The 26,140-nt window shown below is 63.5% G+C and carries 26 protein-coding genes; 15 read left to right on the top strand and 11 right to left on the bottom strand.

The features are described from left to right. The first annotated feature begins 11 nt into the window (after positions 1 to 11). The 7 genes from MOV80_RS09910 to moaC all read left to right on the top strand — a co-directional run bounded on the left by MOV80_RS09910 (position 12) and on the right by moaC (position 5,884). Entirely contained in the window at positions 12 to 923 is a 912-nt protein-coding gene (locus MOV80_RS09910) for a D-alanine--D-alanine ligase (RefSeq protein WP_249605100.1), read from the top strand. Next, a complete protein-coding gene (locus MOV80_RS09915; protein WP_019102324.1) occupies positions 913 to 1,638 on the top strand; it encodes a cell division protein FtsQ/DivIB in 726 nt (241 codons plus the stop codon). The genes MOV80_RS09910 and MOV80_RS09915 overlap by 11 nt, the downstream gene beginning before the upstream one ends. A 46-nt stretch (positions 1,639 to 1,684) precedes the next feature. Next, complete coding sequence (gene ftsA / locus MOV80_RS09920) at positions 1,685 to 2,896, top strand: cell division protein FtsA (protein ID WP_019102325.1); 1,212 nt, start codon at positions 1,685 to 1,687, stop codon at positions 2,894 to 2,896. A gap of 90 nt (positions 2,897 to 2,986) precedes the next feature. Continuing rightward, complete coding sequence (gene ftsZ, locus MOV80_RS09925; RefSeq protein ID WP_039755403.1) at positions 2,987 to 4,177, top strand: cell division protein FtsZ; 1,191 nt, start codon at positions 2,987 to 2,989, stop codon at positions 4,175 to 4,177. Between the two features lie 111 nt (positions 4,178 to 4,288). Beyond that, positions 4,289 to 5,200: a UDP-3-O-acyl-N-acetylglucosamine deacetylase gene (gene lpxC / locus MOV80_RS09930; RefSeq protein WP_039755405.1), complete on the top strand. Its 912-nt coding sequence runs from the start codon at positions 4,289 to 4,291 to the stop codon at positions 5,198 to 5,200. A gap of 2 nt (positions 5,201 to 5,202) precedes the next feature. After that, positions 5,203 to 5,385: a hypothetical protein gene (locus tag MOV80_RS09935; RefSeq protein WP_019102328.1), complete on the top strand. Its 183-nt coding sequence runs from the start codon at positions 5,203 to 5,205 to the stop codon at positions 5,383 to 5,385. Positions 5,386 to 5,404: 19 nt separating this feature from the next. Continuing rightward, positions 5,405 to 5,884, top strand: coding sequence for a cyclic pyranopterin monophosphate synthase MoaC (moaC, locus tag MOV80_RS09940; RefSeq protein ID WP_019102329.1), 480 nt, complete (start codon positions 5,405 to 5,407; stop codon positions 5,882 to 5,884). A gap of 30 nt (positions 5,885 to 5,914) precedes the next feature. Here the strand turns inward: moaC and MOV80_RS09945 are convergent, their stop codons facing one another. Continuing rightward, entirely contained in the window at positions 5,915 to 6,856 is a 942-nt protein-coding gene (locus tag MOV80_RS09945; RefSeq protein ID WP_118266368.1) for a bile acid:sodium symporter family protein, read from the bottom strand. 171 nt (positions 6,857 to 7,027) lie between these two features. Here MOV80_RS09945 and dsdA point away from each other — a divergent pair, with 171 nt between their 5' ends. The 4 genes from dsdA to MOV80_RS09965 all read left to right on the top strand — a co-directional run bounded on the left by dsdA (position 7,028) and on the right by MOV80_RS09965 (position 12,201). Further along, positions 7,028 to 8,386, top strand: a complete 1,359-nt coding sequence (gene dsdA / locus MOV80_RS09950; RefSeq protein WP_118268579.1) for a D-serine ammonia-lyase — start codon at positions 7,028 to 7,030, stop codon at positions 8,384 to 8,386. A gap of 14 nt (positions 8,387 to 8,400) precedes the next feature. Continuing rightward, on the top strand, positions 8,401 to 9,327 hold the full coding sequence (gene dsdC / locus MOV80_RS09955; protein ID WP_118268580.1) for a DNA-binding transcriptional regulator DsdC: 927 nt from the start codon (positions 8,401 to 8,403) through the stop codon (positions 9,325 to 9,327). Positions 9,328 to 9,426: 99 nt separating this feature from the next. After that, positions 9,427 to 10,125, top strand: coding sequence for a glutathione S-transferase family protein (locus MOV80_RS09960; protein WP_249605085.1), 699 nt, complete (start codon positions 9,427 to 9,429; stop codon positions 10,123 to 10,125). A gap of 51 nt (positions 10,126 to 10,176) precedes the next feature. Next, positions 10,177 to 12,201, top strand: coding sequence for a M13 family metallopeptidase (locus MOV80_RS09965; protein ID WP_240333848.1), 2,025 nt, complete (start codon positions 10,177 to 10,179; stop codon positions 12,199 to 12,201). 153 nt (positions 12,202 to 12,354) lie between these two features. Here MOV80_RS09965 and MOV80_RS09970 read toward each other — a convergent pair whose 3' ends face one another. Then, positions 12,355 to 13,131: a helix-turn-helix transcriptional regulator gene (locus tag MOV80_RS09970; protein WP_118266370.1), complete on the bottom strand. Its 777-nt coding sequence runs from the start codon at positions 13,129 to 13,131 to the stop codon at positions 12,355 to 12,357. A 95-nt stretch (positions 13,132 to 13,226) separates the two neighbouring features. Between MOV80_RS09970 and MOV80_RS09975 the strand changes: the two genes are divergently transcribed. Beyond that, a complete protein-coding gene (locus MOV80_RS09975) occupies positions 13,227 to 14,399 on the top strand; it encodes an MFS transporter (RefSeq protein WP_118266372.1) in 1,173 nt (390 codons plus the stop codon). An 87-nt stretch (positions 14,400 to 14,486) separates the two neighbouring features. Here MOV80_RS09975 and MOV80_RS09980 read toward each other — a convergent pair whose 3' ends face one another. From MOV80_RS09980 to MOV80_RS09995, 4 genes are read right to left on the bottom strand one after another with little or no spacing between them, the layout of a single operon-like run. Next, complete coding sequence (locus tag MOV80_RS09980; RefSeq protein WP_118266374.1) at positions 14,487 to 15,824, bottom strand: CsgG/HfaB family protein; 1,338 nt, start codon at positions 15,822 to 15,824, stop codon at positions 14,487 to 14,489. 27 nt (positions 15,825 to 15,851) lie between these two features. Beyond that, complete coding sequence (locus MOV80_RS09985) at positions 15,852 to 16,493, bottom strand: hypothetical protein (protein ID WP_081574403.1); 642 nt, start codon at positions 16,491 to 16,493, stop codon at positions 15,852 to 15,854. Between the two features lie 42 nt (positions 16,494 to 16,535). Beyond that, positions 16,536 to 17,600, bottom strand: coding sequence for a hypothetical protein (locus MOV80_RS09990; protein WP_249605086.1), 1,065 nt, complete (start codon positions 17,598 to 17,600; stop codon positions 16,536 to 16,538). Continuing rightward, entirely contained in the window at positions 17,591 to 18,760 is a 1,170-nt protein-coding gene (locus MOV80_RS09995; protein WP_205422979.1) for a hypothetical protein, read from the bottom strand. Before MOV80_RS09995 ends, MOV80_RS09990 begins: the two co-directional genes overlap by 10 nt. Before the next feature lie 335 nt (positions 18,761 to 19,095). Between MOV80_RS09995 and MOV80_RS10000 the strand changes: the two genes are divergently transcribed. Continuing rightward, positions 19,096 to 19,470, top strand: a complete 375-nt coding sequence (locus tag MOV80_RS10000) for a cupin domain-containing protein (RefSeq protein WP_043592368.1) — start codon at positions 19,096 to 19,098, stop codon at positions 19,468 to 19,470. A gap of 68 nt (positions 19,471 to 19,538) precedes the next feature. Here the strand turns inward: MOV80_RS10000 and MOV80_RS10005 are convergent, their stop codons facing one another. Both MOV80_RS10005 and MOV80_RS10010 read right to left on the bottom strand, forming a co-directional pair. Next, positions 19,539 to 20,078, bottom strand: coding sequence for a YfaZ family outer membrane protein (locus MOV80_RS10005; protein WP_162896943.1), 540 nt, complete (start codon positions 20,076 to 20,078; stop codon positions 19,539 to 19,541). A 92-nt stretch (positions 20,079 to 20,170) separates the two neighbouring features. Further along, the gene (locus MOV80_RS10010) at positions 20,171 to 20,812 is read right to left on the bottom strand and encodes a YceH family protein (protein ID WP_019103765.1); all 642 of its coding nucleotides are present in this window, start codon (positions 20,810 to 20,812) and stop codon (positions 20,171 to 20,173) included. Positions 20,813 to 20,984: 172 nt separating this feature from the next. Here MOV80_RS10010 and MOV80_RS10015 point away from each other — a divergent pair, with 172 nt between their 5' ends. Next, positions 20,985 to 21,731, top strand: coding sequence for a TlyA family RNA methyltransferase (locus tag MOV80_RS10015; protein WP_118266380.1), 747 nt, complete (start codon positions 20,985 to 20,987; stop codon positions 21,729 to 21,731). A gap of 59 nt (positions 21,732 to 21,790) precedes the next feature. Here MOV80_RS10015 and MOV80_RS10020 read toward each other — a convergent pair whose 3' ends face one another. Continuing rightward, entirely contained in the window at positions 21,791 to 22,267 is a 477-nt protein-coding gene (locus tag MOV80_RS10020; protein ID WP_019103763.1) for a universal stress protein, read from the bottom strand. Between the two features lie 168 nt (positions 22,268 to 22,435). Here MOV80_RS10020 and MOV80_RS10025 point away from each other — a divergent pair, with 168 nt between their 5' ends. After that, positions 22,436 to 22,756, top strand: coding sequence for a hypothetical protein (locus MOV80_RS10025; RefSeq protein ID WP_118266382.1), 321 nt, complete (start codon positions 22,436 to 22,438; stop codon positions 22,754 to 22,756). A gap of 68 nt (positions 22,757 to 22,824) precedes the next feature. Here MOV80_RS10025 and MOV80_RS10030 read toward each other — a convergent pair whose 3' ends face one another. Next, on the bottom strand, positions 22,825 to 24,174 hold the full coding sequence (locus MOV80_RS10030) for a glutamine synthetase family protein (protein WP_081574399.1): 1,350 nt from the start codon (positions 24,172 to 24,174) through the stop codon (positions 22,825 to 22,827). 251 nt (positions 24,175 to 24,425) lie between these two features. After that, on the bottom strand, positions 24,426 to 26,033 hold the full coding sequence (locus MOV80_RS10035) for a methyl-accepting chemotaxis protein (protein ID WP_019103760.1): 1,608 nt from the start codon (positions 26,031 to 26,033) through the stop codon (positions 24,426 to 24,428). Positions 26,034 to 26,140 lie beyond the last annotated feature (107 nt).

Raw genomic sequence — 26,140 nt, forward strand, 5'->3', positions numbered from 1 at the left:
AGGACAAGGCAATGAAGCAGTACGGCAAGGTGGCGGTGATGATGGGCGGCAGTTCCTCCGAGCGCGAAGTGTCGCTGATGAGCGGCGCCGGCGTGCTCAAGGCCCTGCAGTCCCGCGGCGTGAACGCTCACAAGTTCGATCCGTCGGAACAACCGCTGAGCGCGTTGAAGGAAGAAGGCTTCGACCGCGTGTTCAACATCCTGCATGGCCCCTTCGGAGAAGACGGCACCTTGCAAGGCGTGCTGGAAAGCATGGGGCTGCCATATACCGGCTGCGGGGTGATGGCGTCGGCGATCTGCATGGACAAATGGCGCACCAAGCTGTTGTGGCAGGGCGCCGGCCTGCCGATCCCGGAGTTCGAGCTGCTGGACGAGAACAGCGACTTCGCCGCGGTGGAGGCCAAGCTTGGTCTGCCCATCTTCGTCAAGCCGGCCACTGAGGGCTCCAGCATCGGCGTGACCAAGGTCAAGCAGCCGGGCGAGCTGAAAGCCGCGTTCGAAGAGGCGCGCAAATACGACAGCATCGTGATTGCCGAGCGATTCATCGGCGGCGGCGAGTACACCTGTGCGGTGATAGGCGACACCGCCTATCCGACCATCAAGATCGAGCCGGCGACCGAGTTCTACGACTACGACGCCAAGTATTTCCGCGACGACACCGTCTACCGTTGCCCGTCCGGCCTGAGCGAAGCGCTGGAACAGCGCGCGCGCGAACTGTCGCTGGCCGCGTTCCGCGTATTGGGCGGCCGCGGCTGGGGCCGGGTGGATTTCCTGATGGACGAGGCCGGAGGCATTTACTTGCTGGAAGCCAACACCAATCCGGGCATGACCAGCCACAGCCTGGTGCCGATGGCGGCGCGGGCGATGGGCATCAGTTACGAGGATTTGTGCCTCAAGGTGCTGGATATGGTGCATGTGGGATAACCATCGGTTGCTAAGAGGCCTGGCCAATTTGATGCTGGCCGCCGCAGCGCTGATGTTGCTGTATGCAGGAGGGTTCTGGTTGACGCACGCTCCGGTGTTTCCGGTGAAGAAGATCCAGATTCGCGGCGACATGAAACGCGTGACGCCGGAACAGCTGAAGTTCATTGCCGAGCATGAACTGTCCGGCACCTTCTTCACGCTGGACATCGACAAGACGCGGGCGGCCTTCGGCAAATTGCCGTGGGTGCGGGATGCCCAGGTGCGACGGCGCTGGCCGGACGCGCTGGACATTTCAGTGGAAGAGCATGTGGCGCTTGCGCGCTGGGGAGAGAACGGCCTGGTCAATACCCGAGGAGAGCGGTTCGACGCCGCCAGCGATCAGGACCTGCCGGTGTTTTACGGGCCGGCGGGGGCAGAGAAGGACATGAGCGAAATGCTGGGCGGCCTGCGCCAGGATCTGGCTCCGGCGGGCGTCAAGCCCGCGGCGCTGTGGCTGTCCAGCCGCCGCGCCTGGAAAGTGGGGCTGGACAACCAGGTGCAGCTGGAGTTGGGACGCAACGACGTAAGTCCGCGCGCCCGCCGCTTCGCCCAGTACTGGAAGAGCAAATTGGCGGCGTTGCCGTATCACGTGGAATACGTGGATATGCGCTACCCGAATGGATTCGCCGTGCGGATGCCCGATTACAAGGCGCCGCCGGCCAAGGGAAACAAGTAATTAGCAGTTGGAGCGACAGGTGAGCAAACCAAAGGAAAGCAAGAACATGCTGGTTGGCCTCGACATCGGCACATCCAAGATCGTGGCGATCGTCGCAGAAGTCCTGGAGGACGGCCAACTCAATATCGTCGGCATGGGCCACACCCCGTCGCGCGGTTTGAAGCGCGGCATGGTGGTGAACATCGAATCCACGGTGCAGGCGATCCAGCGCGCGCTGGAAGAGGCCGAGCTGATGGCCGACTGCAAGATTCACGAAGTGTTCGCCGGCATCGCCGGCAGCCACATCAAGAGCGTGAACTCGCACGGCATGGTGGCGATCAAGGATCGCGAAGTCACCAAGATGGACATCGACCGCGTGATTGAAACCGCGCGCGCGGTGACCATCCCGCCCGACCATCAGGTGCTGCACATCCTGACTCAGGAATACAGCATCGACGGCCAGGAAGGCGTGCGCGAACCGCTGGGCATGAGCGGCGTGCGGCTGGAGGCCAAGGTGCACATCGTCACCGGCGCGGTGTCCGCCGCCCAGAACGTGACCAAGTGCGTGCGCCGCTGCGGTCTGGAAGTGTCCGACCTGGTGCTGCAGCCGATGGCCTCCGCCATCGCGGTGCTGTCGGAAGACGAAAAAGACCTGGGCGTGTGCCTGATCGACATCGGCGGCGGCACCACCGACATCGCGGTGTACGCCAACGGCGCGATTCGTCACACCGCGGTGATTCCGATCGCCGGCGACCAGATCACCAACGACATCGCCATGGCCTTGCGCACGCCCACCAAGGAGGCCGAGGACATCAAGATCCAGCACGCGGTGGCGCTGGTGGCGATGGCCGACCCCAGCCAGATGATAGAAGTGCCGGGCGTGGGCGAGCGCGGGCCGCGTCAGATGTCGCGCGCCACGCTGGCCGAAGTGGTTGAGCCGCGGGTGGAAGAGCTGTTCCAACTGGTGCAGCAGGAACTGCGCCGCAGCGGTTTTGAGGATTTGCTGTCCTCCGGCATCGTGCTGACCGGCGGCGCCAGCCTGATGCCGGGCATGGTGGAGCTGGCGGAGGAAGTGTTCCACATGCCGGTGCGCGTCGGCGTGCCCAAGTATGTGGGCGGCCTGGCGGAAGTGGTGAAGACCCCGCGCTTCTCCACCGGCGTCGGCCTGCTGTTGTATGGCAAGGATCAGATTCAAACGCATACCGGCCCCAAGGTGGAGTCGGCGGGTGTAGGCCAGATGTTCACGCGCATGAAGGCGTGGTTCGCTGGCAATTTCTAAGCGCTACGCGGCCGGCGCACTCGCTGGCCACGATAGCGATCGGGCAGATGTATATGAAGTCGGTAGCTCATCTTTATTGAGGAGAGGAAAATGAGCGGAATGGTCTTTGAAGTTATGCAAGAAACCGCCAATGTGGCGATCATCAAAGTCATCGGCGTTGGCGGCGGCGGTTGCAACGCCATCGACAATATGATCGACGGCAATGTGCACGGCGTGGAATTCATCTGCGCCAATACCGACGCTCAGTCGCTGCTGCGCAACAAGTCGCCGCAGAAACTGCAGTTGGGCAACAACCTGACTCGCGGCCTGGGCGCGGGCGCCAATCCGGAAGTGGGCCGCAGCGCGGCGCTGGAAGACCGCGAGCGCATCGCCGAGATGCTGCGCGGCTCCAATATGGTGTTCGTCACCGCCGGCATGGGCGGCGGCACCGGCACCGGCGCGGCGCCGGTGGTGGCCGAAGTGGCCAAGGAAATGGGCATCCTGACCGTGGGCGTGGTCACCCGTCCGTTCGAGCACGAAGGCAAGCGCATGAAAGTGGCGCAGAACGGCATCGAAGACCTGAAAAAGCACGTCGATTCGCTGATCGTGATCCCCAATGAAAAACTGATGGAAGTGCTGGGCGACGACGTGACCATGCGCGAAGCCTTCCGCGCCGCCGACGATGTGCTCAAGGGCGCGGTGGCCGGCATTGCCGAAGTCATCACTTGCCCGGGCCTGATCAACGTAGACTTCGCCGACGTGCGCACCGTGATGAGCGAAATGGGCCTGGCGATGATGGGTTCCGCCTACGCTTCCGGCATCGACCGCGCCCGCGTGGCCGCCGAGCAGGCCGTGGCCAGCCCGCTGCTGGACAATATCACTCTGGAAGGCGCGCGCGGCGTGCTGGTCAACATCTCCACCGCGCCGGGCTGCCTGAAGATGAGCGAGTATCGCGAAATCATGGGCATCGTGCGCCAGTACGCGGACGAAGACGCGCAGATCAAGTTCGGCACCGCCGAAGTGGAAGACATGCCTGAAGACACCATCCGCGTGACCTTGATCGCTACTGGTCTGGGCCAGAAAAAGACCGCGCGCAACACCGAGGAGCGTCCGGAGTACATCAAGATCGTGAAGACCGGCACCGACGACCGCGCGGTGGAAGTGGTCAGCTACGACGACTTCGACACCCCGGCCATCATGCGCCAGGGCCGTCGCCGCGCCGCGCCGTCCATGGACTTCTCCAATCCGGAAGTGAGCGAAAGCTACGATATCCCGGCCTTCCTGCGCAAGCAGGCGGACTGAGGCGGAGTCGCTATAGAAGAAAGCTATTTAATACTGCAAATCAATCAATAAAGTGCGGTTTTTGACTGTGCTAGAATCGGGCATTCCCATCCGTTTGAGAAGTCCGACATGATATTGCAGCGCACGCTGAAACAAGCGATAAGCGCCACGGGTGTGGGTTTGCACTCCGGCGAGCGGGTGAAACTCACCCTGCTGCCGGCCGCGCCCGACACCGGGATCGTCTTTCGCCGCACCGACTTGCCCGAGCCGGTGGAGGTGAAAGCGGATCCATCGCTCGTCAACGACACGCGACTCTCCTCCACGCTGGTGACTGACACCGGCGTGCGTGTCGGCACGATCGAGCATTTGATGTCGGCCCTGGCGGGCTTTGGCATCGACAACCTCGTGATTGAGGTCACGGCGGCGGAAATCCCCATCATGGACGGATCCGCCGCCCCTTTCATTTACCTGCTGCAGACCGCGGGCGTGGCCGAGCAGAACGCCAAGAAGCGTTTCATCCGCGTCACCCGGACGGTGGAGGTGGAAGAGCGCGGCGTGTGGGTGAAGCTGGAGCCGCACGACGGCTTCAAGGTCACCCTGTCCATAGACTTCAACCATCCGGCTTTCAATCTGGCGCCTCAGACCGTGGCGGTGGATTTCGCGCGCCATTCCTATACCGACGAGATCAGCCGCGCGCGCACCTTCGGCTTCATGCACGAGGTGGAATACATGCGCAACCACGGCCTGGGCCGTGGCGGCAGCCTGGACAACGCCATCGTCATCGACGACGAATATGTGCTGAACCCGGAAGGCCTGCGCTTTCCGGATGAATTCGTCCGCCATAAAATCCTGGACGCCATCGGCGACCTTTACATCATCGGCCATCCGCTGATCGCCGCCTTCTCCGGCCACAAGTCCGGCCACGCGATGAACAACAAGCTGCTGCGCAAGCTGCTGGAAACGCCGGAAGCCTGGGAATACGTCAGCTACGACGATCCGCTGGACGCGCCGTCCAGCTTCCACCGGCTGCCGGAGGTGGCCTAGCGGTGTTCGGCTTCTGGCGCTTGTGGCTGCTCGTCACCATCCTGTTGTTGGGCTGGGCAGGCGTCTGTTATCTATTGACCCGCAATCCGCTCTACCTGCGCTACCTTGGCCGCATCGCCCGCTGGAGCGGCGGCCTGGTGGTGCTGGTCAGCGCCTTCTGGCTGATTTACCGGCTGCTGTCCTAGCAGGCCGGAGGAGATATCCATGTCCGAATTGACCCATTTCGATGCCGGCGGCCAGGCCCATATGGTCGACGTCGGCGCCAAGGCGCACACCCGCCGCCGCGCGGTGGCCGAAGGCCATATCCGCATGCTGCCCGCCACCTTCGCGCTGGTGAAGGGCGGCGGCCATAAAAAAGGCGACGTGCTAGGCATCGCTCGCATCGCCGCCATCATGGCGTCCAAGAAAGCCGCCGACCTGATCCCGCTCTGCCACCCGATCGCGCTGACCCGCGTGGCGGTGGACTTCGAACTGCTGGAGGCCGACAACGCGGTGCGTATCGAAGTCACCGCGGAATGCAGCGGCCAGACCGGGGTGGAAATGGAAGCGCTGACCGCCGCCAACGTCGGCCTGTTGACCATTTACGATATGTGCAAGGCGGTGGACCGCGGCATGGTCATCGACGGCGTGCGGCTGCTGGAGAAAGAGGGCGGCAAGAGCGGGCATTGGCGGGTGGAGAGCTGATCCGGCGCGATGTCGCGCGCAGTTTCATCGTTACCCGTGTTGTTCCGCACCGGCCGGCGTCCGCTCGGCGGGCTTGTCCCGCCAATAGCCGGCCAGCAGCGAGCCGGAAATATTGTGCCAGACCGAAAACAGCGCTCCCGGCAGCGCCGCTAGCGGGCTGAAGTAGGCCTTGCCCAGCTGGGCGGCCAGGCCGGAGTTCTGCATGCCTACCTCGATCGCCAGCGTGCGGCATACCGATTCGTCGAAGCCCAGCAAGCGTCCTCCCCAATACCCGCCCAACAGGCCGATGGCGTTGTGCAGCATCACCGCCAGAATAGTCAGACCGCCCACCGCGGCGATGTGGTTCTTGCTGCCGGCGACGATGGCGGCGATCAGCGCGACGATGGCCAGCATCGACAACAGCGGCAGCAGCGGCTCCAGCCGGCGGACCTGAGGCGCGAAGAAACGGTGGGCCAGCAAGCCCAGCCCTATCGGCAGGATGACGATTTGGAGAATGCTCAGCAGCATCGCCGCCACTTCCACCTTGATCGCCGCGTCCACGTACAGCCGGGTCAGCAGCGGCGTGGCCACCACGCCCACCAGCGTGGATAGCGAAGAGATGGTGACCGACAGCGCCACATCGCCGCGCGATAGATAGATGATCACATTGGACGCGGTACCGCTGGCGACGCTGCCCACCAGAATCATGCCTATGGCCAGCTGCGGCGGCATCTGGAACAGCTGCGCCAGTGCCCAGGCCGCCAGCGGCATCACCAGATAGTGCAGACCGAGTCCGGCCAATACCGGTGCCGGCCGGCTCAGCACCCGTTTGAAATCGTCCAGCGTCAGCGTTAGCCCCATCGCGAACATGATCACCGCCAGCAGCAGCCCGGTATGCGGCAGCAGCGGAGTGAACGTCGCCGGCCGCTGGTAAGCGATGGCGGATAGCAGCAAGGCCCATAGCGGAAACAGGCGGGTGATCTTGGCGAGCACGGCGACTCCTGACGGCGGATAATCCGCACATCATAGGAGATGGACCCCGGCGCGTGGCAAGTCCCCGAGTCCGCATGGCTGATCCAGCGTCAGCCGTCGCTTGCGCAATCGTCTTTTGCCAGCGGCGGCGCGGCGCGGTTTAATCGGGTCTTCGATTCCATGGAGCGCGCGATGCAAGCGACGATTGCCGGCAAGACCGTGGCCGATTGGCAGGCCAGCCACCCCTTATTGACGCCCTTGATGGCCTTGCAGCCTTTGAGCTGGTTCAATCCCGCACGGGCGCCGGCGGCGGAAGCTTTGGCCGACGTGGGCTTGAGCCGGGCCGACGTCGAGGACGCCGACGCGCGGCTGCGCCGCTTCGCGCCCTATCTGGCGCGGGTGTTCCCGGACGCGGCCGCCAGCGGCGGCATCATAGAGTCGCCGCTGTTGCCGATTCCGGCGATGCGCGCGGCGCTATGGGCCGAGGCCGGCTTGGAGGCGGGCGGCAGCCTGTGGCTGAAGGCGGACAATTTGCTGCCGATTTCCGGCTCAATCAAGGCGCGCGGCGGCATCTACGAGGTGCTGAAACACGCGGAAGCCTTGGCGCTCAGCCACGGCCTGCTGCGGGAGGGCGACGACTATGCCGGATTGGACAGCGATGAGGCGCGAGCCTTCTTCAGCGGCTATCGGGTGGCGGTGGGCTCCACCGGGAATTTGGGCCTGTCCATCGGCATCATCAGCGCCAAGCTGGGTTTCCAGGCCAGCGTGCATATGTCGGCGGACGCGCGGCAGTGGAAGAAGGACTTGCTGCGCAGCCACGGCGTCAATGTGCTTGAGTATCCGTCCGATTACAGCGTGGCGGTGGCCGAAGGCCGCAAGCAGGCGGCGTCCGATCCGCGCTGCCATTTTGTCGACGACGAGAATTCGAAGAACCTGTTTCTAGGCTACGCGGTGGCGGCTGAGCGCCTGCGTGGCCAATTGGCGGAGCAGGGCGTCCGGGTGGACGCGGAACACCCGCTGCTGGTGTATCTGCCCTGCGGCGTGGGCGGCGGGCCGGGCGGGGTGGCCTTCGGCCTCAAACTGGCTTTCGGCGACGCCGTGCATTGCCTGTTCGCCGAACCCACCCACGCGCCCTGCATGCTGCTGGGCGTCTACACCGGGCTGCATGACGCGGTGGCGGTGCAGGATTTCGGCATCGACAATCTGACCGCCGCCGACGGTCTGGCGGTGGGGCGTCCGTCCGGCTTCGTCGGCCGCGCGATGCAGCGGCTGATCGACGGTTATTACACGGTGGACGATGGCGAGTTGTACCGTTTACTGGCCTTATTGGAACGGGAGCAGGGGTTGAAGCTGGAGCCGTCGGCGCTGGCCGGCATGCCGGGCCCGCTGAGGGTGCTAGGCGAGTCCCAGGGCTACCGCCAGCGGATGGGCTTGAGTGCGGAGAGGCTGGCGCGCGCCGCGCATCTGGTATGGGGCACCGGCGGCGGCATGGTGCCGCCGGCGGAAATGGACACCTATCTGGCGGAAGGCCGGCGGCGGCTGCCTGCGTGAACGATAATGGCGGCATGCTGAACCTTCCCCCACGCGCCGGCGTTCGGCTGGACGGCGCACAATGGTCCAATCTGCACACCTTCGCGGCGGCGGCGCGGCATCTGAGCTTTGCCCGCGCCGCCGAGGAACTGTGCCTGAGCGCCAGCGCGGTCAGTCATCGCATCGCCCGGCTGGAACGGGCGCTGGGCACCCGCTTGTTTCTGCGGCTGACCCGCAGCCTGCGGCTGAGCGAGGACGGCGAGCGCATCTACCAGGCCTGGCTGGCCGGCCAGACGCAATTGGAGGCGGCCCTGAATCCACAGGACGACGCCGAGCCGGCCGGCGCGGTGGCGCTGTACGCGCGGCCCTCGCTGGCGCAATGCTGGCTGGCGCCGCGGCTGGCGGATTTCACCGAGCGCCACCCACGCATCGCGCTGGACATCCGCAGCGGCAACGAGATGGTGGATTTTCGCACCTGGAACATCGACCTGGCGCTGTATTACTCCACCGGCGAGTTTCCCAGCCTGGAGGCGCAGCGCCTGATGGACGAGCAAGTAGCGCCGGTGTGCAGCCCGGAGTACGCGGACCGGCATGGCCTGCGCGGTAATCCGGCGGCCCTGGCCGATTGTTTGCTGTTGCACGACGCCCAGGCTTGGGAGCGGGCGGCCCACGATGCTGAATGGCGCGAGTGGGCGCGCCGCCGCGGCGTGGCGCTGCCGTCGCGCGGCATGAGTTTTGACCGTTCCGATTTGTGCGCGCAGGCGGCCGCGCATCACGCCGGGGTGGCGCTGGGTCGGCGGCGTCTGGTTCAAGAACGGGTGGAGCGCGGCGAACTGATGCTGCCGCTAGGGCCGTTCGAGCCGCTGGGACCACAGGCGTATTATCTGGTGCGCGCGCCGCAAGCGCCGTCCCCTCGGGTGCGGGCGGTCATGGACTGGCTGCATCGTTGCGCGGCGGATTAACTCTCTTCTCCCCCTTTTCACGCAGCCCTCTCGCGCGGGCTCCCGACGGCGTGCTAGTCTGCCTCAGTTCAATGTCATGTTGGCAGCGGGAGGCGCTTGATGATCACCCTGTACCAGTTTGGCCCGGCCATGGGCCTGATGGATCCCAGCCCCTTTGTGGTGAAGGCGGATCTGCTGCTTAAGCTGTCCGGCCTCCCGTACCGCCGCGTGCGCGGCGATATGCGCAAGGTCCCCAAGGGCAAACTGCCCTGCATCGACGACGACGGCCAGATGGTGCCGGACTCCACGCTGATCCGCCTGCACTTGGCGGACAAGCATGGCATCACGCTGGACGCCGGCCTGAACGCCGAGCAGAAAGCGCTGGCCTGGAGCGTGGACTGTATGCTGGGAGAGCATTTCTACTGGGGCATCGTGCATGAGCGTTGGATGGTGGACGCGCATTTCGAGCGCGGCCCCGGCGTATTCTTCAAGGGCGTGCCGTCGTTGCTGCGCGGATTGGTGGTGGCGCTGGTGCGGCGTAAAGTGCGCGCCAATCTGTGGGGGCAGGGCATGGGACGTTTCAGCGAGGCGGAGCGTTTGCGGCTTCTGGAAGCGGATGTGGAGGCGCTGTCAGCCTTGTTGGGCGAGCGGCGTTATTTCATGGGCGACGCCGCCACATGGATTGACGCCAGCGTCTACGCCTTCGTCAGTGGCGCGCTGACCGACGCCATGGGCGAAACGCCGTCGCGGGCGCTGGTGTCGGCGCGCCCCAATCTGGTGGCGTATGCGGAGAGGCTGCGGGCTGAGTTTTACCCTTGATAAGTTAGAGGATCCGCCGCGAGGCAACACGATAAAAGCAAAGGGGAAAACATGAAGATGAACAGACTGCTGCCTTTGGCGGCCTGGTTGTGCGCGGCCGGCGCATGGGCGGATAGCGGATTGGACTACGGCCGCTACGGCATCGATTTGAACGGCATCGATCCGGCGGTGCGGGTGCAGGATAATCTGTCGCTGCACGCTAACGGGGGCTGGCTCAAGCACGCGGAGATTCCGGCCGAGCGTTCCTCTATCGGCGTGGCGGAAGTGTTGGCGGAGCGTAATCTGGAACGGCTGCGACAGTTGATAGAGCAGGCCGGTCAGGGCGCGGACGTCGGCAAGGAGGCGAGTCAGATAGCCGCCTTGTACCGCAGCTTTATGGACGAGGACACCATTGCCCATCGCGGGCTGGAGCCGCTGCGCGAATCGCTGCGGGCGGTGGCCGGCCTGAATTCGACGGAGGAGGCGGTGCGTTATATGGGCCGGTTGCAGGATCAGCCGGTGGATACGCCGTTTCGCTTCTATGTCAGCCAGGACCCCAAGGACTCCGCCGTCTATCTGGCTGGAGTCGGCCAGTCAGGCCTGGCGATGGACCAGGATTACTACCTGGGCAAATCGGCGGATTTTGCCGCCGCGCGTCAGGCTTACTTGAAGTATCTGGAGCGCTTGTTCGAGCAGGCGGAACTGGACCAGCCGCAAAGCCGCGCTCGTGATGTGCTGGCTTTCGAAACGCGCTTGGCAAAAATCCAATGGACCAATGTCGAGAACCGCGACATCCAGAAAACCTACAACAAGCTGAGCCTGGCCGAGCTGGCTCGCCGGCAGCCGGGCTATGATTGGTCGGCTTTGTTGAGCGACGCCGGCCTGGGCGCGGCCAAGCAATTGAACTTGGATCAGCCCGGCTATCTGAGCAAGCTGGCGCCGCTGCTGCGGACCACATCGGCGGCCACATTGCGCAATTATCTGCTGGCGCGCACGCTGGACGCCTACGCGCCCAGCCTGACGCCGGCCTTCGTCGACGCCCACTTCGATTTCTACGGCAAGACGCTGGAAGGCCGCAAGCAAAACCGGCCGCGCTGGAAACGCGGCGTGAGCGTGGTGGAAAGCGGGCTGGGAGAGGCGCTGGGCAAACTTTACGTGGCGCGCTATTTCACGCCGGAAGCCAAGCGCCAGGCCGACGAACTGGTGCGCAATCTGCTGAAAGCCTATGACCAGTCCATCGACACTCTGGACTGGATGAGCGAGGCCACCAAGCGGCAGGCTCATGTCAAGTTGTCCAAATACGCCTTGAAGATAGGCTATCCGGACAAGTGGAGGAATTACGAGGGCCTGGAGTTGTCCCCGGACGATTTGGCCGGCAATGCGCGGCGCATCGCAAGCTTCAACTACCAGTATATGATCGGCAAGCTAGGCCAGCCGGTGGACCGCAAGGAATGGAGCATGACACCGCAGACGGTCAACGCCTATTACAACCCGGCCAATAACGAGATCGTGTTTCCAGCCGCCATCCTGCAAGCGCCGTATTTCGATCCCGGCTTCGACCCGGCGGTCAACTACGGCAGCATTGGGGCCACCATCGGCCACGAAATCAGCCACGGTTTCGACGACCAAGGCAGCCAATTCGACGGCGACGGCAATATGCGCAACTGGTGGACCTCCACGGACAACGCGCGCTTCAAGGCCGCCACGCGCAAGCTGGTCAAGCAATACGGCCGTTACCAGCCGGTGCCCGGCCATTACGTCAACGGCGAGCTGACGCTGGGCGAGAACATCGCCGACAACGCCGGCCTGGAAGTGGCGTACAAAGCCTACCATTTGGCGTTGGGCGGCAAGGAGGCTCCAGTGCTGGACGGCATGAGCGGCGACCAGCGCTTCTTTATCGCCTTCGCCCAATCCTGGCGCAGCAAAACCCGCGACGAGGCCACGCTCAAGCAACTAGTGTCGGACCCGCACACGCCGGACTTGTGGCGCCCCATCGGCACCGCCAGCAATATGGAGCCGTTTTACCAGGCTTTCGACGTCAAGCCGGGCGACAAGATGTATTTGCCGCCCAAGCAGCGCTTCCATTTGTGGTGGTAAGAACCTGTTCATAATCTGCTGCGCTGCGTGAGACGCCCCACGGTGAGTACCGCTTCGAAATGCTCATGTACCACTTGTACATTCCGCTTTCTCCGCCGTTTTCGCCTTGTCTCGCTCTTGCTCGCAAGATTTTGAACAGGCTCTAAGACATTCTCAGAGTAAACGTTTGAGTTGGCCGGGCGTGAGCCCGGCATGGCGGCGGAACATGGCGATGAAGGCGCTGTTCTGCGCATAGCCCAGTTCCGTCGCCACCCTGCTTACGCTTTCCCCCTCGGCCAGCAGCCGGCTGGCTTCCATTATTTTCAGTTGCCGCCTCCAGGCGCTGAAGCCAAGACCGGTCTGTTGCTGGAACAGCCTGTTGACGGTGCGGCTGCTGGCGCCGGCCTGAGCCGCCAGTTGTTCCAAAGTGGCTTCGTCGCCGGGCTGCTGCAAGAGCTGCTCGGCAATGCGCAGCAGCCGTCGGTCCTGCGGCAGCGGCAAACTCAGCGCCTGCTCCGGCGCGCGGCCGGCCTCGTCCAGCAATACCTCCACCAGCCGTTCTTGCTCAGGCTCCAACGGCGACAACGGCCACTCCGCCACCCGCACGATCAGCTCCCGCAGCAATGGACTGACGGCGATGATCTGCGGCCGACGCGGCAGAGAGGGATAGACCGCAGGGTCGAAATACAGGCTGCGGTAGGCGAAGGGCTTGCCGGTTTCGGCCTGGTGCCATAGTCCCGAGGGAATCCAGGCGGCCATCGTGGGGGGCAGCACGCAGCGGGTATGGCCGATGCGGATTTGCAGCACGCCGCTGACCGCGTACATCAGTTGCGCGCGGCAATGGCGATGCAGGCCGGAATCGTGCGGCGCCGGCGCGTCTATGGCCATGCCCACGATGGGGTCCGCCAGTTGGTCCGGGTCCGGGGCCGTGGCGGGCTGGTAGCGCGGCATATTGTCTGATTCTCAATGTTTCATGGCTATCCATCGATAATAGGCGGGACTTCGTTCTCCTACAATCCGTGCTCGATGTTTGAAGGAGAACAAAAATGAAATCCGCGATCCGTGCGGCGCCGCTGGCGCTGCTGATTCTATTGCTGGGTTTTCCGCAATTGAGCGAAACCATTTACGCGCCGGCCTTGACCGAGATCGCCCAGGCTTACCATGTCAGCGCCGGCCAGGCGCAATTGACGATGAGCGTCTACTTCCTGGCTTTCGCCTTCGGCGTGGTGTGCTGGGGACGCTGCGCCGACGTGTACGGCAGACGGCCGGCTTTGCTGTCCGCTCTGGGGTGCTACGGCGCGGGCGCAGTCCTGGCGGTGATGAGCCGCGATTTCGCCGTGCTGTTGCTGGCGCGCCTATTGCTGGCTTTCGGCGCCAGCGCGGGTTCGGTGGTGGTGCAGACCATGTTGCGAGATCGCTATCAAGGCCCGGCCTTGCTGGCGGTGTTCGCCACCGTCAGCGCCGCCTTGTCGCTGTCCCCGGCCTTGGGCCCGCCGCTGGGGGCGCTGTTGGTGGCCGGTTTCGGTCATCTTGGCGTGTTCGCGGCCTTGTGCGGCTTGGCGGCATGGCTGCTGCTGCTGTCCTGGAGGCTGGCCGGCGAGACCCGGCCGGCGGATTTGCCGCCTCCGGCGGCGCTATGCGCGGTGGCGGTCAGAATGGCGCGAGATCCGCGGGTATTGGCCACAGTGTGGCTGGTGGCGGGTTTCAATCTGTTGTTGTTCGGCTTTTACACCCTGGCCCCGTTCACGCTGCAATTGCTGGGCATGCCGGCCTGGTTGTTCGGCCTCAGCGGTTTGCTGGTGGCCGCCGGCGGCTTGTTCGGCGGCGCGGTCAATCGCCGGCTGGCGGCGCGAGGCGGCGCGGAACGCTTGCCGCGCCTGGCCTTGATGGCCGCCGGAGCGGCGGCCCTGGTTCAGTTGCTCAGCGGCTGGCCGGGTCTGCTGCCGACCGTGGCCGTCGGCGTGCTGTTGCTCAGCCAACTGACGATTTCCGCGGCCTTCGGCTGCGCGATTCCGCCGCTGCTGGCGGGGGCCCTGCGGGATTACCGCCAAGTGCAGGGCACGGCCGGCGCCTTATTGGGCCTGATGTACTACCTGCTGATCGCCGGCGGTCTGGGTTTGCTTGGCGCGGCTTATCAGCCGTATGTCTTGTACCAGCCCATGGCCATGGCGCTGCTGTGCGCGGCGATGTGGCCGGCGGCGCGGCGATTGAATCGGTAGGCCTGTACCAAAAAAACAGCCCGCGGCGATATGCCGACGGGCTGTTTGTCTGTCTGACGCGCAGTGGAGTCTATGACGATCAGGGACTTACCACTTATCCTTGTCACCGGCGAACAGGTTTTCCTCCGCCTTGCGCTTTTTGCCCGCTGTCGCTTTCTTGCCGACGGCGCCGGCGGAAGCCGTGGTCTTGTCCGAGGCCGGAGAGGCGGCGAGTTCGCGCAGTTGCAAGCCGCCTGGGGGCGCTTGCTCCAGAGGGATGCGCACGTTCTCCAGATGGCCCTGAGACATGGTGGGCGTGACTTTGTCCACGATCACTTCGCAGCAATCGTACTCGGTGCGGCCCAAGGATTGTCCGGTTTGCGGGTCCTTGATTTCCTCGCCCAGCGAAACCAGCTTGTAGCGCGCGCCTTCGCGCACCGACTGTCCGCCCTGGCTCAGCACCACATTGTTGCCGGTGCGGGAGGCGACGGTGATCGGGAAGGTGCGAACCAGAATGGCGTTGACGATGCGATCGACGATCTGTCCTTCCATGCCCTGACGCACCTGCTCCGGGTTGCTGTTGCCCAGCTTGCCCACATTGCCCTTGAGCATGCTGGAGAGCTGAACCTGGCGGTTGGCGACGTTGATCACCCGCTGCGACAGCATCCAGTTGCCGGCGGACTTGTCGTAGTTGAACGCGCTGATGTGGCCGGTCCAGATCAGGTCGGCGCTAACGGCTTGGCTCATCTTGGAACGTTCCGCCGACGGCGCCTGGCCTGAACCGATCATATCCAGTTCCTGGCGGACATCGTCGCCCAGTTCGCGGTCCAACACGGTGAAGCGGCCGGTATTGGTCAATGCGTCCAGGGTTTGCTGATGGATTTCGCGGGCGACTTGTTCCGACGGCACGGCAACGCCGGCCACCTTGAACGAGTCCCGATCAATCATGATCGGTCCCACGACGATCCGCAGCTTGCCGCTGCCGGCCGGCTGGCTGAACTTGGCGATCTTGGCTTCGATCGTGGCCTTGTAGGTCTTGCTCAGCAGGCCGGGCTCTTCCAGCTTGACCAGTTTGAAGCCGGTGACCACGCCGCCGGACTCCTGCTGGACATACTCGGTGAAGGCGTTGGCGCTCAGTTGCGCGGCATCCTTGCCGGCCGCGGCGCTGAGCGTGGCCTTGAGCTGTTCCGAAGCCATGTCGAAGGAAACGCCGTTGACTTGCTTGATCGCCAGTTTCAACGCTTCTTCCACCGCCTCCGCCGCGCTGGCGCCGGTTCCGGTGGCGCTGGCCGCCACCGATTCCACCTTGCCCACGTCCGGCATGGCTTGCGCCAGGCTCTTGTTGGCGGCTTTGGCTGGCTGGGGCTGAGCGGCTTCTTCCTTTTGGGAACAAGCCGCCAACGCCAGCGCCAGCCCTGCCGCGCCAATAGCGAGAGTTAACTTCATGCGCCCTCCAGAGCGGAATCCGCTGGCTTACAGCGCTTGGGTCGCGTCTTTGGGCACGGGGATGTCGTTGCTCTTGGCGAAGCTGACGGCCTGTTTCAGCGTTTCATACAGATTCTTGCTGTTGCTGGGCAGGCTGGTCAGGATGTAGGAGCCGGTGGACAGTTTGGGCAGGTCCATCGGGGACGCGCTGCTCAAGGCCGATTTGAAGCCGTCGAACTGCTTGGTCATACCGGCGTATTTCAGCAGGCCTTTGCCCAGGGAAGCCAGGCCTTCGGTGTAGGTTTTCTTGGCTTCGGCGTCCATGGCGCTGCCGGAGGCTTTCTGACGCTCGCTGATGATTTTGGAGACGTTGCTCTGCACCGAGTCGGCTTTGCTCAGATTGTCCTTGGTGGCGCCGGAGGCCAGGGCGTCGGCTTCCGCCTTGGCCAGTGCGGCGGCGTCTTTGGCGCCCAGCGCGTTGGCCATCTTGTACTGGGACAGCAGGATTTCCTTGTTGGCGGCCACGTAGGAGTTCACCAATTGCTCCTGCTGGGACACCAGGTCGGCGCCGGCGGCGCTGTTGTTGTTGCCGCCGGCCAGGCTGGTGACGGCGTCGAACATGCCGGCGTGGGCGGGAACGGCTGCCAGGGAAGCGGCGGCCACGGCCAGGGCGATCAGGGTTTTGCGCATTATCATCTCCGGTTGATTTCAGGTGTTGTTGTGGTTGGGGGGTTATTTGAGGCCGACGTTGGTCATCTGGCTCAGCAGTTCGCGGGCGACGTCCTGCGCGGCTTTTTTCAGCGCGTTGACTTGGGCTTCTTCTTCGGTCGGGCCCAGGCCGGCGGCCTGGATCGGGCCGACTTCCGCCTTGGTCTCGGGGATGGATTCGCTGGCGTCCAGCAGCTTGCCGGTGGCGGCCACGGAGACGCGGTACATGCCGGTGGCAGGGTCGGTGTCGGCCAGGCGCACGTCCAGGGTGCCGTAAGCGATGTAAGGCACTTTGGCGTTCTGCAAGCCGTTGGCCACGTCGCGCTCGGTTTGCGGCTGCAAGTCGTTGCCGGACTTGAAGTCGCCCTCCACGTTCTTGATCTTCAGCAGGCCTTTGCTGTACGGCTCCAGATAGGCGGCGTCGACCACTTTGAAGCCGGCGGAGGCGAACACGCCGTTGAAGACGCTTTTCAGGTAGTTGCTGGGGAAGATGGTGTAAGTCTTCTTGGTGGCCTTGCGAGTGGTGCTGCCGCCGGTCTCCGCCGACGCGCGATAGCGGGCGGCGTTCTTGCTGGCCTTGCCTTGCTCCTTGACTTCGATGCTCTGGTACTCGCGATCATCGAAGCGCTGAGAGGTGTCGGTCTGGCGAGAAACAAAGATGAAGGTCAGCTTGGACTTCTGGCCGTTGCCGGCCTGGGCCACCGCGGAAGTGGACTTGACCGCGTTGTTGAGTTGAGACACGTTCAGCGTGGCGCGGACAGTGACGGTGTACTGACCCATGTCCGGGCGGTCCTCTTCGCTGAGGATGGCGGTTTCCAGAATGTAGCGCTCGGGGTCGGCTTTGACCTTGTCGCGTATCGCGTCCAGGTTCTGAGTCTGGGCGTCGCCGGCTTCGGCATAGTGTTTTTCCACCGCGCGCAACTGGGCCTGCAGCAGCGCCTGGGCCCGCACTTCCGGCGTCACTTTCTTGCCGAACAGCGAGGTTTCGTATTTGACGGTGGCTTGGCCCTTGGCGGTGGCCGTGGCGGCGCTGGCCTGGTGGCCCACCACCAGCAGCAGCGATAGCAATAGTGCGCGGATCATTTGCATGACTTGAGTAGCTCTTGTGTGGACGAAATTTGTTTGTCGATATCCGAGGCCGAAGTGGCTGATTTCAGCCAGGCGCTGCGGTTGCCGGCCAGGTTGTCGGACAGCTTGTTGTACAAGCCCTTGATGGCGTCGTAATAGGCGGGGAAGTCGTCTATCGTGTCTTGGGACGCCGGAACGAGCTTGACTTCGCCGTTCTTGAAGTCCGCGTCCAGATAGCGTTTTCCGGACACAGGCTCCTGGATTTCGACATGAGAGTAGGCGCCGTAAATGTAGCTGGCGCCGGCGGCGGCTTCGCCGCTCTTGATGCGTTTGAAGCGCGGCAGATCCAGGGTGATGGCGTAGTCCGCCTCCGGCAGCTTCAGCATGAAGACTTCGCCGTCGGAGATGCGCATGGACATCACATTGCCGATGGCGTAGCCCTTGGAGTAAGGCAGCAGCGGCACGTCGGTTTTACTGGACAGGCTCTCGGCGAATAGGTCGGCCACCCAGGTTTCGGCGGTGCCGGGAGTTTGGGTCAGTTTGGCGGGCAGCGCCTGAAGGGCCTCAGGCCCCAGCTTGACCTTGGCGACTTGCAGGTAGCGCGGCACCTGATTGGGCAGCGCAGCCTTGTTCACGATGTCGGCGAAGCGGGCGATGATGCCCGGCTTGTCCTGATCGCCGAAGTACACTGCCTGGAAGCGCCGCTGCATTTCCTTGGGGCTGGGTTCCCGGTCGATCAGATCCAGGTGCGCGAAGCTGAACGGATAGGAGCGCAGCACCGTCATGGTCTTGAAATCGAAGAACATGGCCTGGGCGTTGACCTGGGTCATCAGTTTGGCCACGCCGCCGAATTGTTCCGCCGATACGGTTTCGCCGGTGATGACCAGGGCCAGCACAATCGCCTGGTCCTGACCTTTCAAGGAGGAAAGGCCGGCCTGATTCAGCTCGAAGTGGCGCGGCGGGTTTTGACTCAGTACGGCGTTGAGTTGTTTGTTGAGCGGAGCGCCGGAGGCTTGCAGCGCTTTTTCCAGACGCAGGCTGTAGGGAAAACGGGCGGCGACGGATTTGCTGTCTCCGGAGTAGGCCAGTCCGGCGAAAGTGACGCTGGCGGCTTGAGTGGCGTTGACGACGAGCAAGGCGAGCATGCCGGCCAGACAAGACAATAGGTGTTTGTTACGCACTGCCGAATCCATCCTCATTCTTTTTGGTGAATCTGGCTGCCGTCATACACAGCCTTGATAGTTCACTTGTGAATATTCTACAAATCAAATGCCAGTATGATACACCCACGACATTCGATATTCCATTTGTTTAAAAAATTACTTTATTAATAGTTTGTATGTATATGAATTAAATGGAATGATTTGGAGTCGCTGATGCGCGAATGAAGGAGGATGGGCGTTTTGGAGGAGGCGACGAAGTGAGGATGGAGGCTTGAATCTTATGGATGCTTGAGTATTTTGATCAACTCATGGCATTGTGTTGAAAATTTCAAACAACCATGGAGAGCAGAGCGATGAAACAGGCCAGCGATATCATTGTGTTCCAGCGTCACGACGTGGCGTTGGAATCGTTTGTGGCGGCCGAAGATCGCCGCATCGCCGGCGAGTGCCGGCAAAGCGTGGCCAACCATTATTCCGATCCCAGCGGCCAGTTTCACGCCGGCATTTGGAGCGGTGGTCTGGGCAGCTGGAAAGTGCGCTACAGCGAACATGAGTTCTGCACCTTGCTGCAAGGCCGGGTGCGGGTCAGCGACGAGGCCGGGCACAGCGTGGAGTTGGCGCAGGGCGACCACTTTGTGATCCCCGCCGGCTTTGTAGGCACCTGGCAAGTGCTTGAGCCGGCTTGCAAGACGTATGCGGTGTTCGAGCCGCGGCAGCCGCAGGAATAGGGCGGCGGCCCTGAAATGCGAAACAGCCCCGCACTGCGGGGCTGTTTTTTGTGGGGGAGGCGCTGAGCTTAAAAAGTGAAGCCGGCGCCGATGTACATGCCGTCGGCCAAGCGGCGGTTGCGGTTGCCGTCCTTGCGTTCGATGTCGAAGTAGCGGTAGCCGGCTTCGACGGTGAACGGGCCGATCGGATTCCAGCGCACGCCGGCGGCGAGGTCGCTGACGTTCTTGACGCTGCCGCTGGCCATGCTGTCGCCGGCGTAATAGGCCTGGCCGTAGAGGCTGACCTTGGGCGCCAGCTGGATGTTGGCGCGGCCGCCCAGCAAGGCTGCGGTGCCGGAACCGCTATCCGGGTTCAGGCTCATCAGCTTGCCGCCGCCGGCCAGGGTGACCGGGCCCAGCGGAATCGCGAACTCCAGGCCGGCGCCGCCGGCGTTGCCCTTGTGGTCGCTGTTCAGGTAGTCGATGGAAAGACCCAGGCCCAGTCCTTGCGGGGTGCGGCTGAATTGCTGGAAATCCTTGCCGGCGATGAAGCTGTAATCGGCGGCGTGGGCAGCGGCGGCAGCCAGGGAGAGCAGCGCGGCGGCGGCGCCCAGTTGCAGAGTTTTCATGGGGTCACTTTTCTTGGGTGAGTTAGACAACAAGGGAAGTGACCGCTTTTTAAATAACAAGTTCGCATTCCACCCAATATTTCTTGTGCGGATCATTCGCTGGCGAGCAGATTTTCCAGTTCCAGCAGCCGGGTCTTGAGGGCGGCCACTTCCGCTTCCAGCGCGGCGACGCGGCCGGCCATGCCCACTTCGATCACGCCGCAGCCGTTGTCGCCTGCGGCCGGCAAAGACGGCGGTTCGCCGCTGAGCAAGTGAGCCCAGCGCGCCTCGCGTTCGCCGGGCTGGCGTTCCAGCTTCAGCACCAGCGGCGGGTATTTGTCGGCCAGCGCGTTGAGCGCGATTTCAACTTCCTCCACGCCGCTGAAGCCGTAGATGCGGCCTGAGCGGGTGCGGATCTCCGCCGCTGTCTGCGGCCCGCGCAACATCAGCAGCGCCAGAGCGGCCAGCCGCGCGCCTTCGATATTCCATTCGTAATTGAGCCTGTGCTCGTACTTGGCTACCCGGCTGCCGGCCGGCAGCCGCTCGTTCACCAGTTTCTTGGCGATCAGGCTGTCCAGCGCCGCGCTGATGTCGGCTTCGGACAGTTGCATCACTGGTTCGCGACTGGTCAGCTGATTGCAGGCCGAGGCAAGACCGTTCAAGGTCATCGGGTAGGCGTCCGGGGTCAGCGCCTGTTTTTCCATCAGGGCGCCCAGCACGCGCACTTCATGCGCTTCCAGTTGATGTGTGTCCATCCATGTCTCCGCTTGAGGCTGCCGACGCCGGGGGCGGCGGCGGGCCGGGTTGGCATATAGCGATTCTAGCGCGGTTGGAGGGGCCTCCGCACGGTGAGATCGTGACCTTGGCTTGACAGCGGCCGGCGCGCTTGCCACGCTGTGCGGTTTTGTCGATGGTTGGGAGAGCGCTATGACGCGAGTGGACGTGTTGCTGGTGGAACTAGGCCTGGCGGCTTCGCGCACGGCGGCGCAAAACTTGATCGCCGCCGGGCGGGTCAGTTGCGATGGCGCGCTGGTGAGCAAGCCCAGCCAGAAATGCGCGCCGGGCAGCCGTTTCGATATCGCCGCCGATCCGTCCGATCGTTTCGTCTCGCGCGGCGGGCTGAAAATGCTGGGCGCTTTGGAGTCGTCCGGCCTGGATCCGCGCGACGCGCTGGCTTTGGATGTGGGCCAGTCCACTGGCGGTTTTAGCGATTGCCTGCTGCAACAAGGCGCGCGGAGGGTGGTGGGGGTGGACGTGGGCCACGATCAATTGCATCCGCGGCTGCGGACGGACGCGCGCGTTCGTTATTTCGAAGGCGTAAACGCCAGGGCGTTGGACCACGTCGCCTTGTTGGCGGCCAATGACGGGCTGCCCTTCGACCTGATGGTATGCGACGTGTCCTTTATTTCCCTGACCCTGGTGTTGCCGTCGGCGCTGCCCTTGATCCGTCCCGGTGGGCATCTGCTCAGCCTGGTGAAGCCGCAGTTCGAGGTGGGACGCGAAGGTTTGGCCAGAGGGGGTATCGTACGCGACGAGAGTCTGTATCCGCGAGTGAGGGAAAAAATCAGCGAAGCCGTGCGGGAGCAGGGGTTCGAGCTGTTGAAGTGGTTCGACAGCCCGATCACAGGCGGCGACGGCAACCGCGAGTTTTTCATCTACGCGCGCAAACGCTGAGCGGCGCGAGGCGAAGCTTTTTATGATGAAGGCATCGCCACGGCCGCGCGTCGCGGTTATTATTCCGCTTGGCCGAATTCGCTTTGTTCGCTGCGCAACACCATGACCGGACAGTTGGCCCGACGCAGCAGGTTTTGGGCGAAGCTGCCCAGCAACAGGTGGGCGATGCCGCTGCGGCCATGCGTGCCGAGCACGACCAGATTGGCGTTGTGGCTGTCCGCATAGCGCACCAGCAGTTCCGCCATGTCGGCGCCGCCGTCCCAGCTTTCCGCCATGTGGATCTGCACTTGTTCCACGCCGGCTTCCACTGCTTGCTTACGTGCGTGTTCCAGCACGCGGTTGCCGTCGCGGAAGGCTTGATCGTGTAGTTCGTGGGTGCCGAGCAGGCCGACGCCTTCCACCGCCAGGTCGCGCAGGCTGGCGATGTGGAACAGCGTCAGGCTGGCTTTGCAGAACTTGGCGATGCGAATGGCCTCCAGCAGCGCCTTGTCCGAATTGCTGCTGCCGTCCAGCGCGGCGATGATGTGTTGGTACATGTTCGATGTCCTTTATGGCTGGTGAGACGGAGGGCTATCGTGACAGCATATCGCGGAGGGCTGCTCAGGCCAAGTCGGCATAGGCCGGGCTTGACCTGGCGCAAAGCATTGACGAAGGGGCTGGGCGGTGTTTTACAATTCAATCTTCAGTTAAAGGTTTGATTTGAAATGCTTGTTTTTCTATTGATCATCGGCTCGTGCTTGCTGGCTTTGCTGGGGTGGATTTTGTACTCGCGCCGCGCGCCGCGCCAGGTCAAAAGGACGAGGGCCGAGGACAAGGTGTACGCCTTGAATACTCAGATCCGCGTGGTGGAGCCGCCGGAGCATTCCACGGGGATGGCTTTCGGCGTGTTGCTCAAGGCCGCGCGCGGCGATCGCGCCGCGGTGGAAAAGTGGATAGTGGCCGAGCAATATCGCGGTAACGTGCCGGTCAGCCGCGATGAGGCGATCGAGCTGCTGGCGAGACGGCTGTTATTGAGCCGCAACTGAGGTTTTCAGCGCGAGAGAATAAAAACAGGCCCGCATAAACGGGCCTGTTTTCATTGACCAACCGGTTCTCAGGCCAGCAGGCCCAGGTATTGACGCTCCCACGGCGTAATCTGGCTATGGTAGTGGCTCAGTTCCACCTCCTTCACCGCGAGATAGGCGGCGCTGAACTCCGCGCCGAACAGCCGCTTGGCGGCGTCGCCGCCGGCCATGGCCTCGCAGGCTGCGTCCAGGGTGTTGGGCAGGCTGGCGCGTTCGCTCTTGAATACATTGCCGGTGGCGGGCTCGCTGGGCCGCAAGCGTTCTTCAATGCCCAGCAGGCCGGCGCCCAGGCTGGCCGCCAGCGACAAATAGGGGTTGGCGTCGCAGCCGGGCAGCCGGTTTTCCACGCGGCGGCCTTCGGGGCCGGACACCGGCACCCGCAGCCCCACCGAGCGATTGTCCAGACCCCAGCTCAGGTTGACCGGCGCGGCCATGCCCTTGACGAAGCGGCGATAGGAGTTGGGACTGGGGCAGAACAAGGGCATCAGTTCCGGCAGATAACGCTGCAGTCCGGCGATGAAGCCGTGGAAAGTGTCCGAGGCTTCGCCGTCGGCGCGGCTGAACACATTGTCGCCGCGCTGGTCCACAACGCTTTGGTGCAGGTGCATCGAACTGCCCGGCTGGCCCGGCAGCGGCTTGGCCATGCACACCACGCTGAGGCCATGGAGGTTGCCTATCTCCTTCAGCGCGGTCTTGAACAGGAAGGTTTGGTCGGCCAGCGCCAGCGCGTCGCCGTGTTTGAGATTGATTTCAAACTGGCTGGGGCCCATCTCGTGGACGAAGGTGTCGGTGGCGATGCCCAGCATCTCGCAGGCGCGGTACAGATCGTCAAAATAAGCTTCCAGATCGTTGAGCGAGGAGAAGCTGAAGGAGTCGAAGCCGGCTTCGCGGCGGCCGCTGCGCAGCGTTGGAGGTTGAAACGGCTGTTGCGGGTCGCCGTGGGCGGCGAAGATGTAGAACTCCAGCTCCGGCGCCACCACCGGCGTCCAGCCTAGCGCCGCGTAGCGCGCCAGCACCGCTTTCAGCGCCGAGCGCGGCGCCAGCGGCGTGAGGTTGCCGTCGTGATCGACGCAGTCGCAGATCACGCTGGCGCGCGGGGTCTTGGCCCAAGGCACCTGGCGCAGAGTGGCGAAGTCCGGCGCCAGGGTGACGTCGGGATCGTGCTCGCCGTAGAAGCGGTAGTCCGGAAACTCCCCTATGCAGCTTTGAATGGGCACCGCCCGCGCAATGCGCAGCGGTTGCCCCTTGATGAAGGCTTTGGCCGGCAGAGTTTTGCCGCGGGCAAAACCGTGCACGTCGGCGAAAGCCAGTTCTACGTCACGAACATTCTGTTGAATCAGCCATTCGGCCAAGTCCGCCGGGATGGTGGCCTGGGACATGAGTCTCTCCCGATGCGCTTGCGCGTTATTGTTTGCATGTTTGGGTCTGTCTGTCCGTGGCGTGGTTTTATTTTTGGAGCGTTTGCTCTGCGGCCATTATGCCATCAGGCAGGGGCGGGAGGGCAAGCTCGGAATGAAGGCGGCAAAAAGCCCCGGCGGACCGGGGCTTGGGGGAGGGAAAGGCTTGGAGCGTGTTTTCAACGCCCTTTTCTATCGGTCTAGCCGCAGCGCAGCAGATCGAAAACAGGCTTTTAGAGGCGGAAGCGGCCCACGGTCTGCTGCAATGTATCCGCCTGCTGATCGATGGCGCGTACTGCTTGCACTGCGTTGCTGACCGAGTTCTGGGTTTCCTCCACCACGCCGGCCACCTGTTCGACATTGCCGGCGATATTGGTGCCGGCCTGGCTTTGTTCGCCCATCGCCACTACGACATTGTGCACGTTCTCCAGCGCCTGGCTGGCTTGCTTGCTGATGGCGTCCAGGGTCTGGGCCGCCTGCTGCACCTGTTCAACGCCGCCCTCCACCGCCGGACGGATGTCGTCCATCTGGTTGGATACGCTGCCGGTTTCGCTAACCACCGCTTGCACGATGGTGGAGATTTCATCGGTGGCGGTGGCGGTGCGTTCGGCCAGTTTGCGCACCTCGTCGGCCACCACCGCGAAGCCGCGGCCGGTTTCGCCGGCGCGGGCGGCTTCGATGGCGGCGTTCAGCGCCAGCAGATTAGTCTGGTTGGCGATATCGCGTATGGTCTCGGCGATGCCGCTGATGTTGCGGGTGCGCTCGGCTAGTTTGCCCACCATATCGCTGGCCGCATGCACTTGGCCGGCGATATTGCGGATGCCGTCGGCAGCCTGGGCGGCCAGCGCTTCGCCTTGGCGCGCCAGTTCCACGGTGCCGCGCGAGCCGGACTCGGTGTCGCGAGCGCTGGCGGTGACGTGGTCGATGCTGACCGACAGCTGTTCAATGGCGGCGGCGGCGGAACTGGTGGAGGAGCTGGCCACGCCGGACACTTCGTGCACCTTGTCCATGTCGCTGGACAGCTGGCGGCTGGCCTGGTTGATATTGGTGGCCGCCAGGCGGATCTCTTCTATCATCTGGCGTAGTTTCAGCTGCATTTCGCGCATCGCCGCCAGCAGGCTGTGCGGCGGGCCCTGCACCGCGATGTCGGTGCCCAGGTCGCCGTCGGCGATGGCCTTGACCACCTGCGCGGCGTAGTTGGGGTCGCCGCCCAGAGATTGCATGATGCTGCGCGACACCAGCAGGATCAGCCCGGCCAGCGTGATCATGCCGATGGCGGCGATGATCAGCAGCGTGCGCGCCTGACTCCAGAACAGTTGGTCGATGTCGTCGATGAAAATGCCGGTGCCCACCATCCAGCCCCAAGGCTCGAAGCGCACCACGCCGTTGAGTTTGGGAAACTCTTCCTTGCTGCCCTTGCGCGAGGTCTGGATGGTCACCAGGCCGTAGTGGTCCTTCTGCAGCGCCTCTTCATACACCGCCACCGTGGTGCGGCCGTCCGGCAGCGTGCTGCCCATGTCCACTTTGCCCACCCGGTCCTTGTTGGGGTGGAACATCACCACGTTTTGCGGATTGCGGCCGAAGAAGTAGATGTCATCCACCTTGAGCGCGTTGAGCGCGGCGATGGCTTGTTTTTGGGCGTCGGCGCGCGGCAGGCCTTTTTCTTCCAGCTTTTGGAAGTGGCTCATCGTGCCTTCGGCCATGCGCAGCAGGTGGGTGATTTGCTCGCGCTTTTCCTGGACCAGCGTGGCGCGGGTGGAGAGCAGCGCCACGGCCGCGATGCTGAGCAGAGCCAGCAGGCTGGCCGCCATGATGATGAACAGTCTGGTATTGACCCGCATGATGTTCGCTTTTCGAAGGTGGATGTCTGATTTTGGGCGGTAGTACTGCCTTTGCCGGCGGCAAGAGCAGGACCGGGATTATCGCCTGTTGTAGTATGGTTTTATGA

The organism is Chromobacterium sp. IRSSSOUMB001, assembly GCF_023507765.1.
Lineage (GTDB): Bacteria > Pseudomonadota > Gammaproteobacteria > Burkholderiales > Chromobacteriaceae > Chromobacterium > Chromobacterium haemolyticum.

Excerpts from the sequence above, each read along its gene's own strand:
- MOV80_RS09970 (WP_118266370.1), bottom strand. The coding sequence starts at position 13,131 with ATGCCGCGCTACCAGCCCGCCACGGCCCCGGACCCGGACCAACTGGCG.
- MOV80_RS09960 (WP_249605085.1), top strand. The coding sequence starts at position 9,427 with ATGATCACCCTGTACCAGTTTGGCCCGGCCATGGGCCTGATGGATCCC.
- MOV80_RS10015 (WP_118266380.1), top strand. The coding sequence starts at position 20,985 with ATGACGCGAGTGGACGTGTTGCTGGTGGAACTAGGCCTGGCGGCTTCG.
- dsdA (WP_118268579.1), top strand. The coding sequence starts at position 7,028 with ATGCAAGCGACGATTGCCGGCAAGACCGTGGCCGATTGGCAGGCCAGC.
- MOV80_RS09980 (WP_118266374.1), bottom strand. The coding sequence starts at position 15,824 with ATGAAGTTAACTCTCGCTATTGGCGCGGCAGGGCTGGCGCTGGCGTTG.
- MOV80_RS09975 (WP_118266372.1), top strand. The coding sequence starts at position 13,227 with ATGAAATCCGCGATCCGTGCGGCGCCGCTGGCGCTGCTGATTCTATTG.
- MOV80_RS10005 (WP_162896943.1), bottom strand. The coding sequence starts at position 20,078 with ATGAAAACTCTGCAACTGGGCGCCGCCGCCGCGCTGCTCTCCCTGGCT.
- MOV80_RS09915 (WP_019102324.1), top strand. The coding sequence starts at position 913 with ATGTGGGATAACCATCGGTTGCTAAGAGGCCTGGCCAATTTGATGCTG.
- MOV80_RS10000 (WP_043592368.1), top strand. The coding sequence starts at position 19,096 with ATGAAACAGGCCAGCGATATCATTGTGTTCCAGCGTCACGACGTGGCG.
- ftsZ (WP_039755403.1), top strand. The coding sequence starts at position 2,987 with ATGAGCGGAATGGTCTTTGAAGTTATGCAAGAAACCGCCAATGTGGCG.
- MOV80_RS10025 (WP_118266382.1), top strand. The coding sequence starts at position 22,436 with ATGCTTGTTTTTCTATTGATCATCGGCTCGTGCTTGCTGGCTTTGCTG.
- MOV80_RS10010 (WP_019103765.1), bottom strand. The coding sequence starts at position 20,812 with ATGGACACACATCAACTGGAAGCGCATGAAGTGCGCGTGCTGGGCGCC.
- MOV80_RS09990 (WP_249605086.1), bottom strand. The coding sequence starts at position 17,600 with ATGCAAATGATCCGCGCACTATTGCTATCGCTGCTGCTGGTGGTGGGC.
- MOV80_RS10020 (WP_019103763.1), bottom strand. The coding sequence starts at position 22,267 with ATGTACCAACACATCATCGCCGCGCTGGACGGCAGCAGCAATTCGGAC.
- moaC (WP_019102329.1), top strand. The coding sequence starts at position 5,405 with ATGTCCGAATTGACCCATTTCGATGCCGGCGGCCAGGCCCATATGGTC.
- MOV80_RS09965 (WP_240333848.1), top strand. The coding sequence starts at position 10,177 with ATGAAGATGAACAGACTGCTGCCTTTGGCGGCCTGGTTGTGCGCGGCC.
- MOV80_RS09910 (WP_249605100.1), top strand. The coding sequence starts at position 12 with ATGAAGCAGTACGGCAAGGTGGCGGTGATGATGGGCGGCAGTTCCTCC.
- MOV80_RS09985 (WP_081574403.1), bottom strand. The coding sequence starts at position 16,493 with ATGCGCAAAACCCTGATCGCCCTGGCCGTGGCCGCCGCTTCCCTGGCA.
- dsdC (WP_118268580.1), top strand. The coding sequence starts at position 8,401 with ATGCTGAACCTTCCCCCACGCGCCGGCGTTCGGCTGGACGGCGCACAA.
- MOV80_RS10035 (WP_019103760.1), bottom strand. The coding sequence starts at position 26,033 with ATGCGGGTCAATACCAGACTGTTCATCATCATGGCGGCCAGCCTGCTG.
- ftsA (WP_019102325.1), top strand. The coding sequence starts at position 1,685 with ATGCTGGTTGGCCTCGACATCGGCACATCCAAGATCGTGGCGATCGTC.
- MOV80_RS10030 (WP_081574399.1), bottom strand. The coding sequence starts at position 24,174 with ATGTCCCAGGCCACCATCCCGGCGGACTTGGCCGAATGGCTGATTCAA.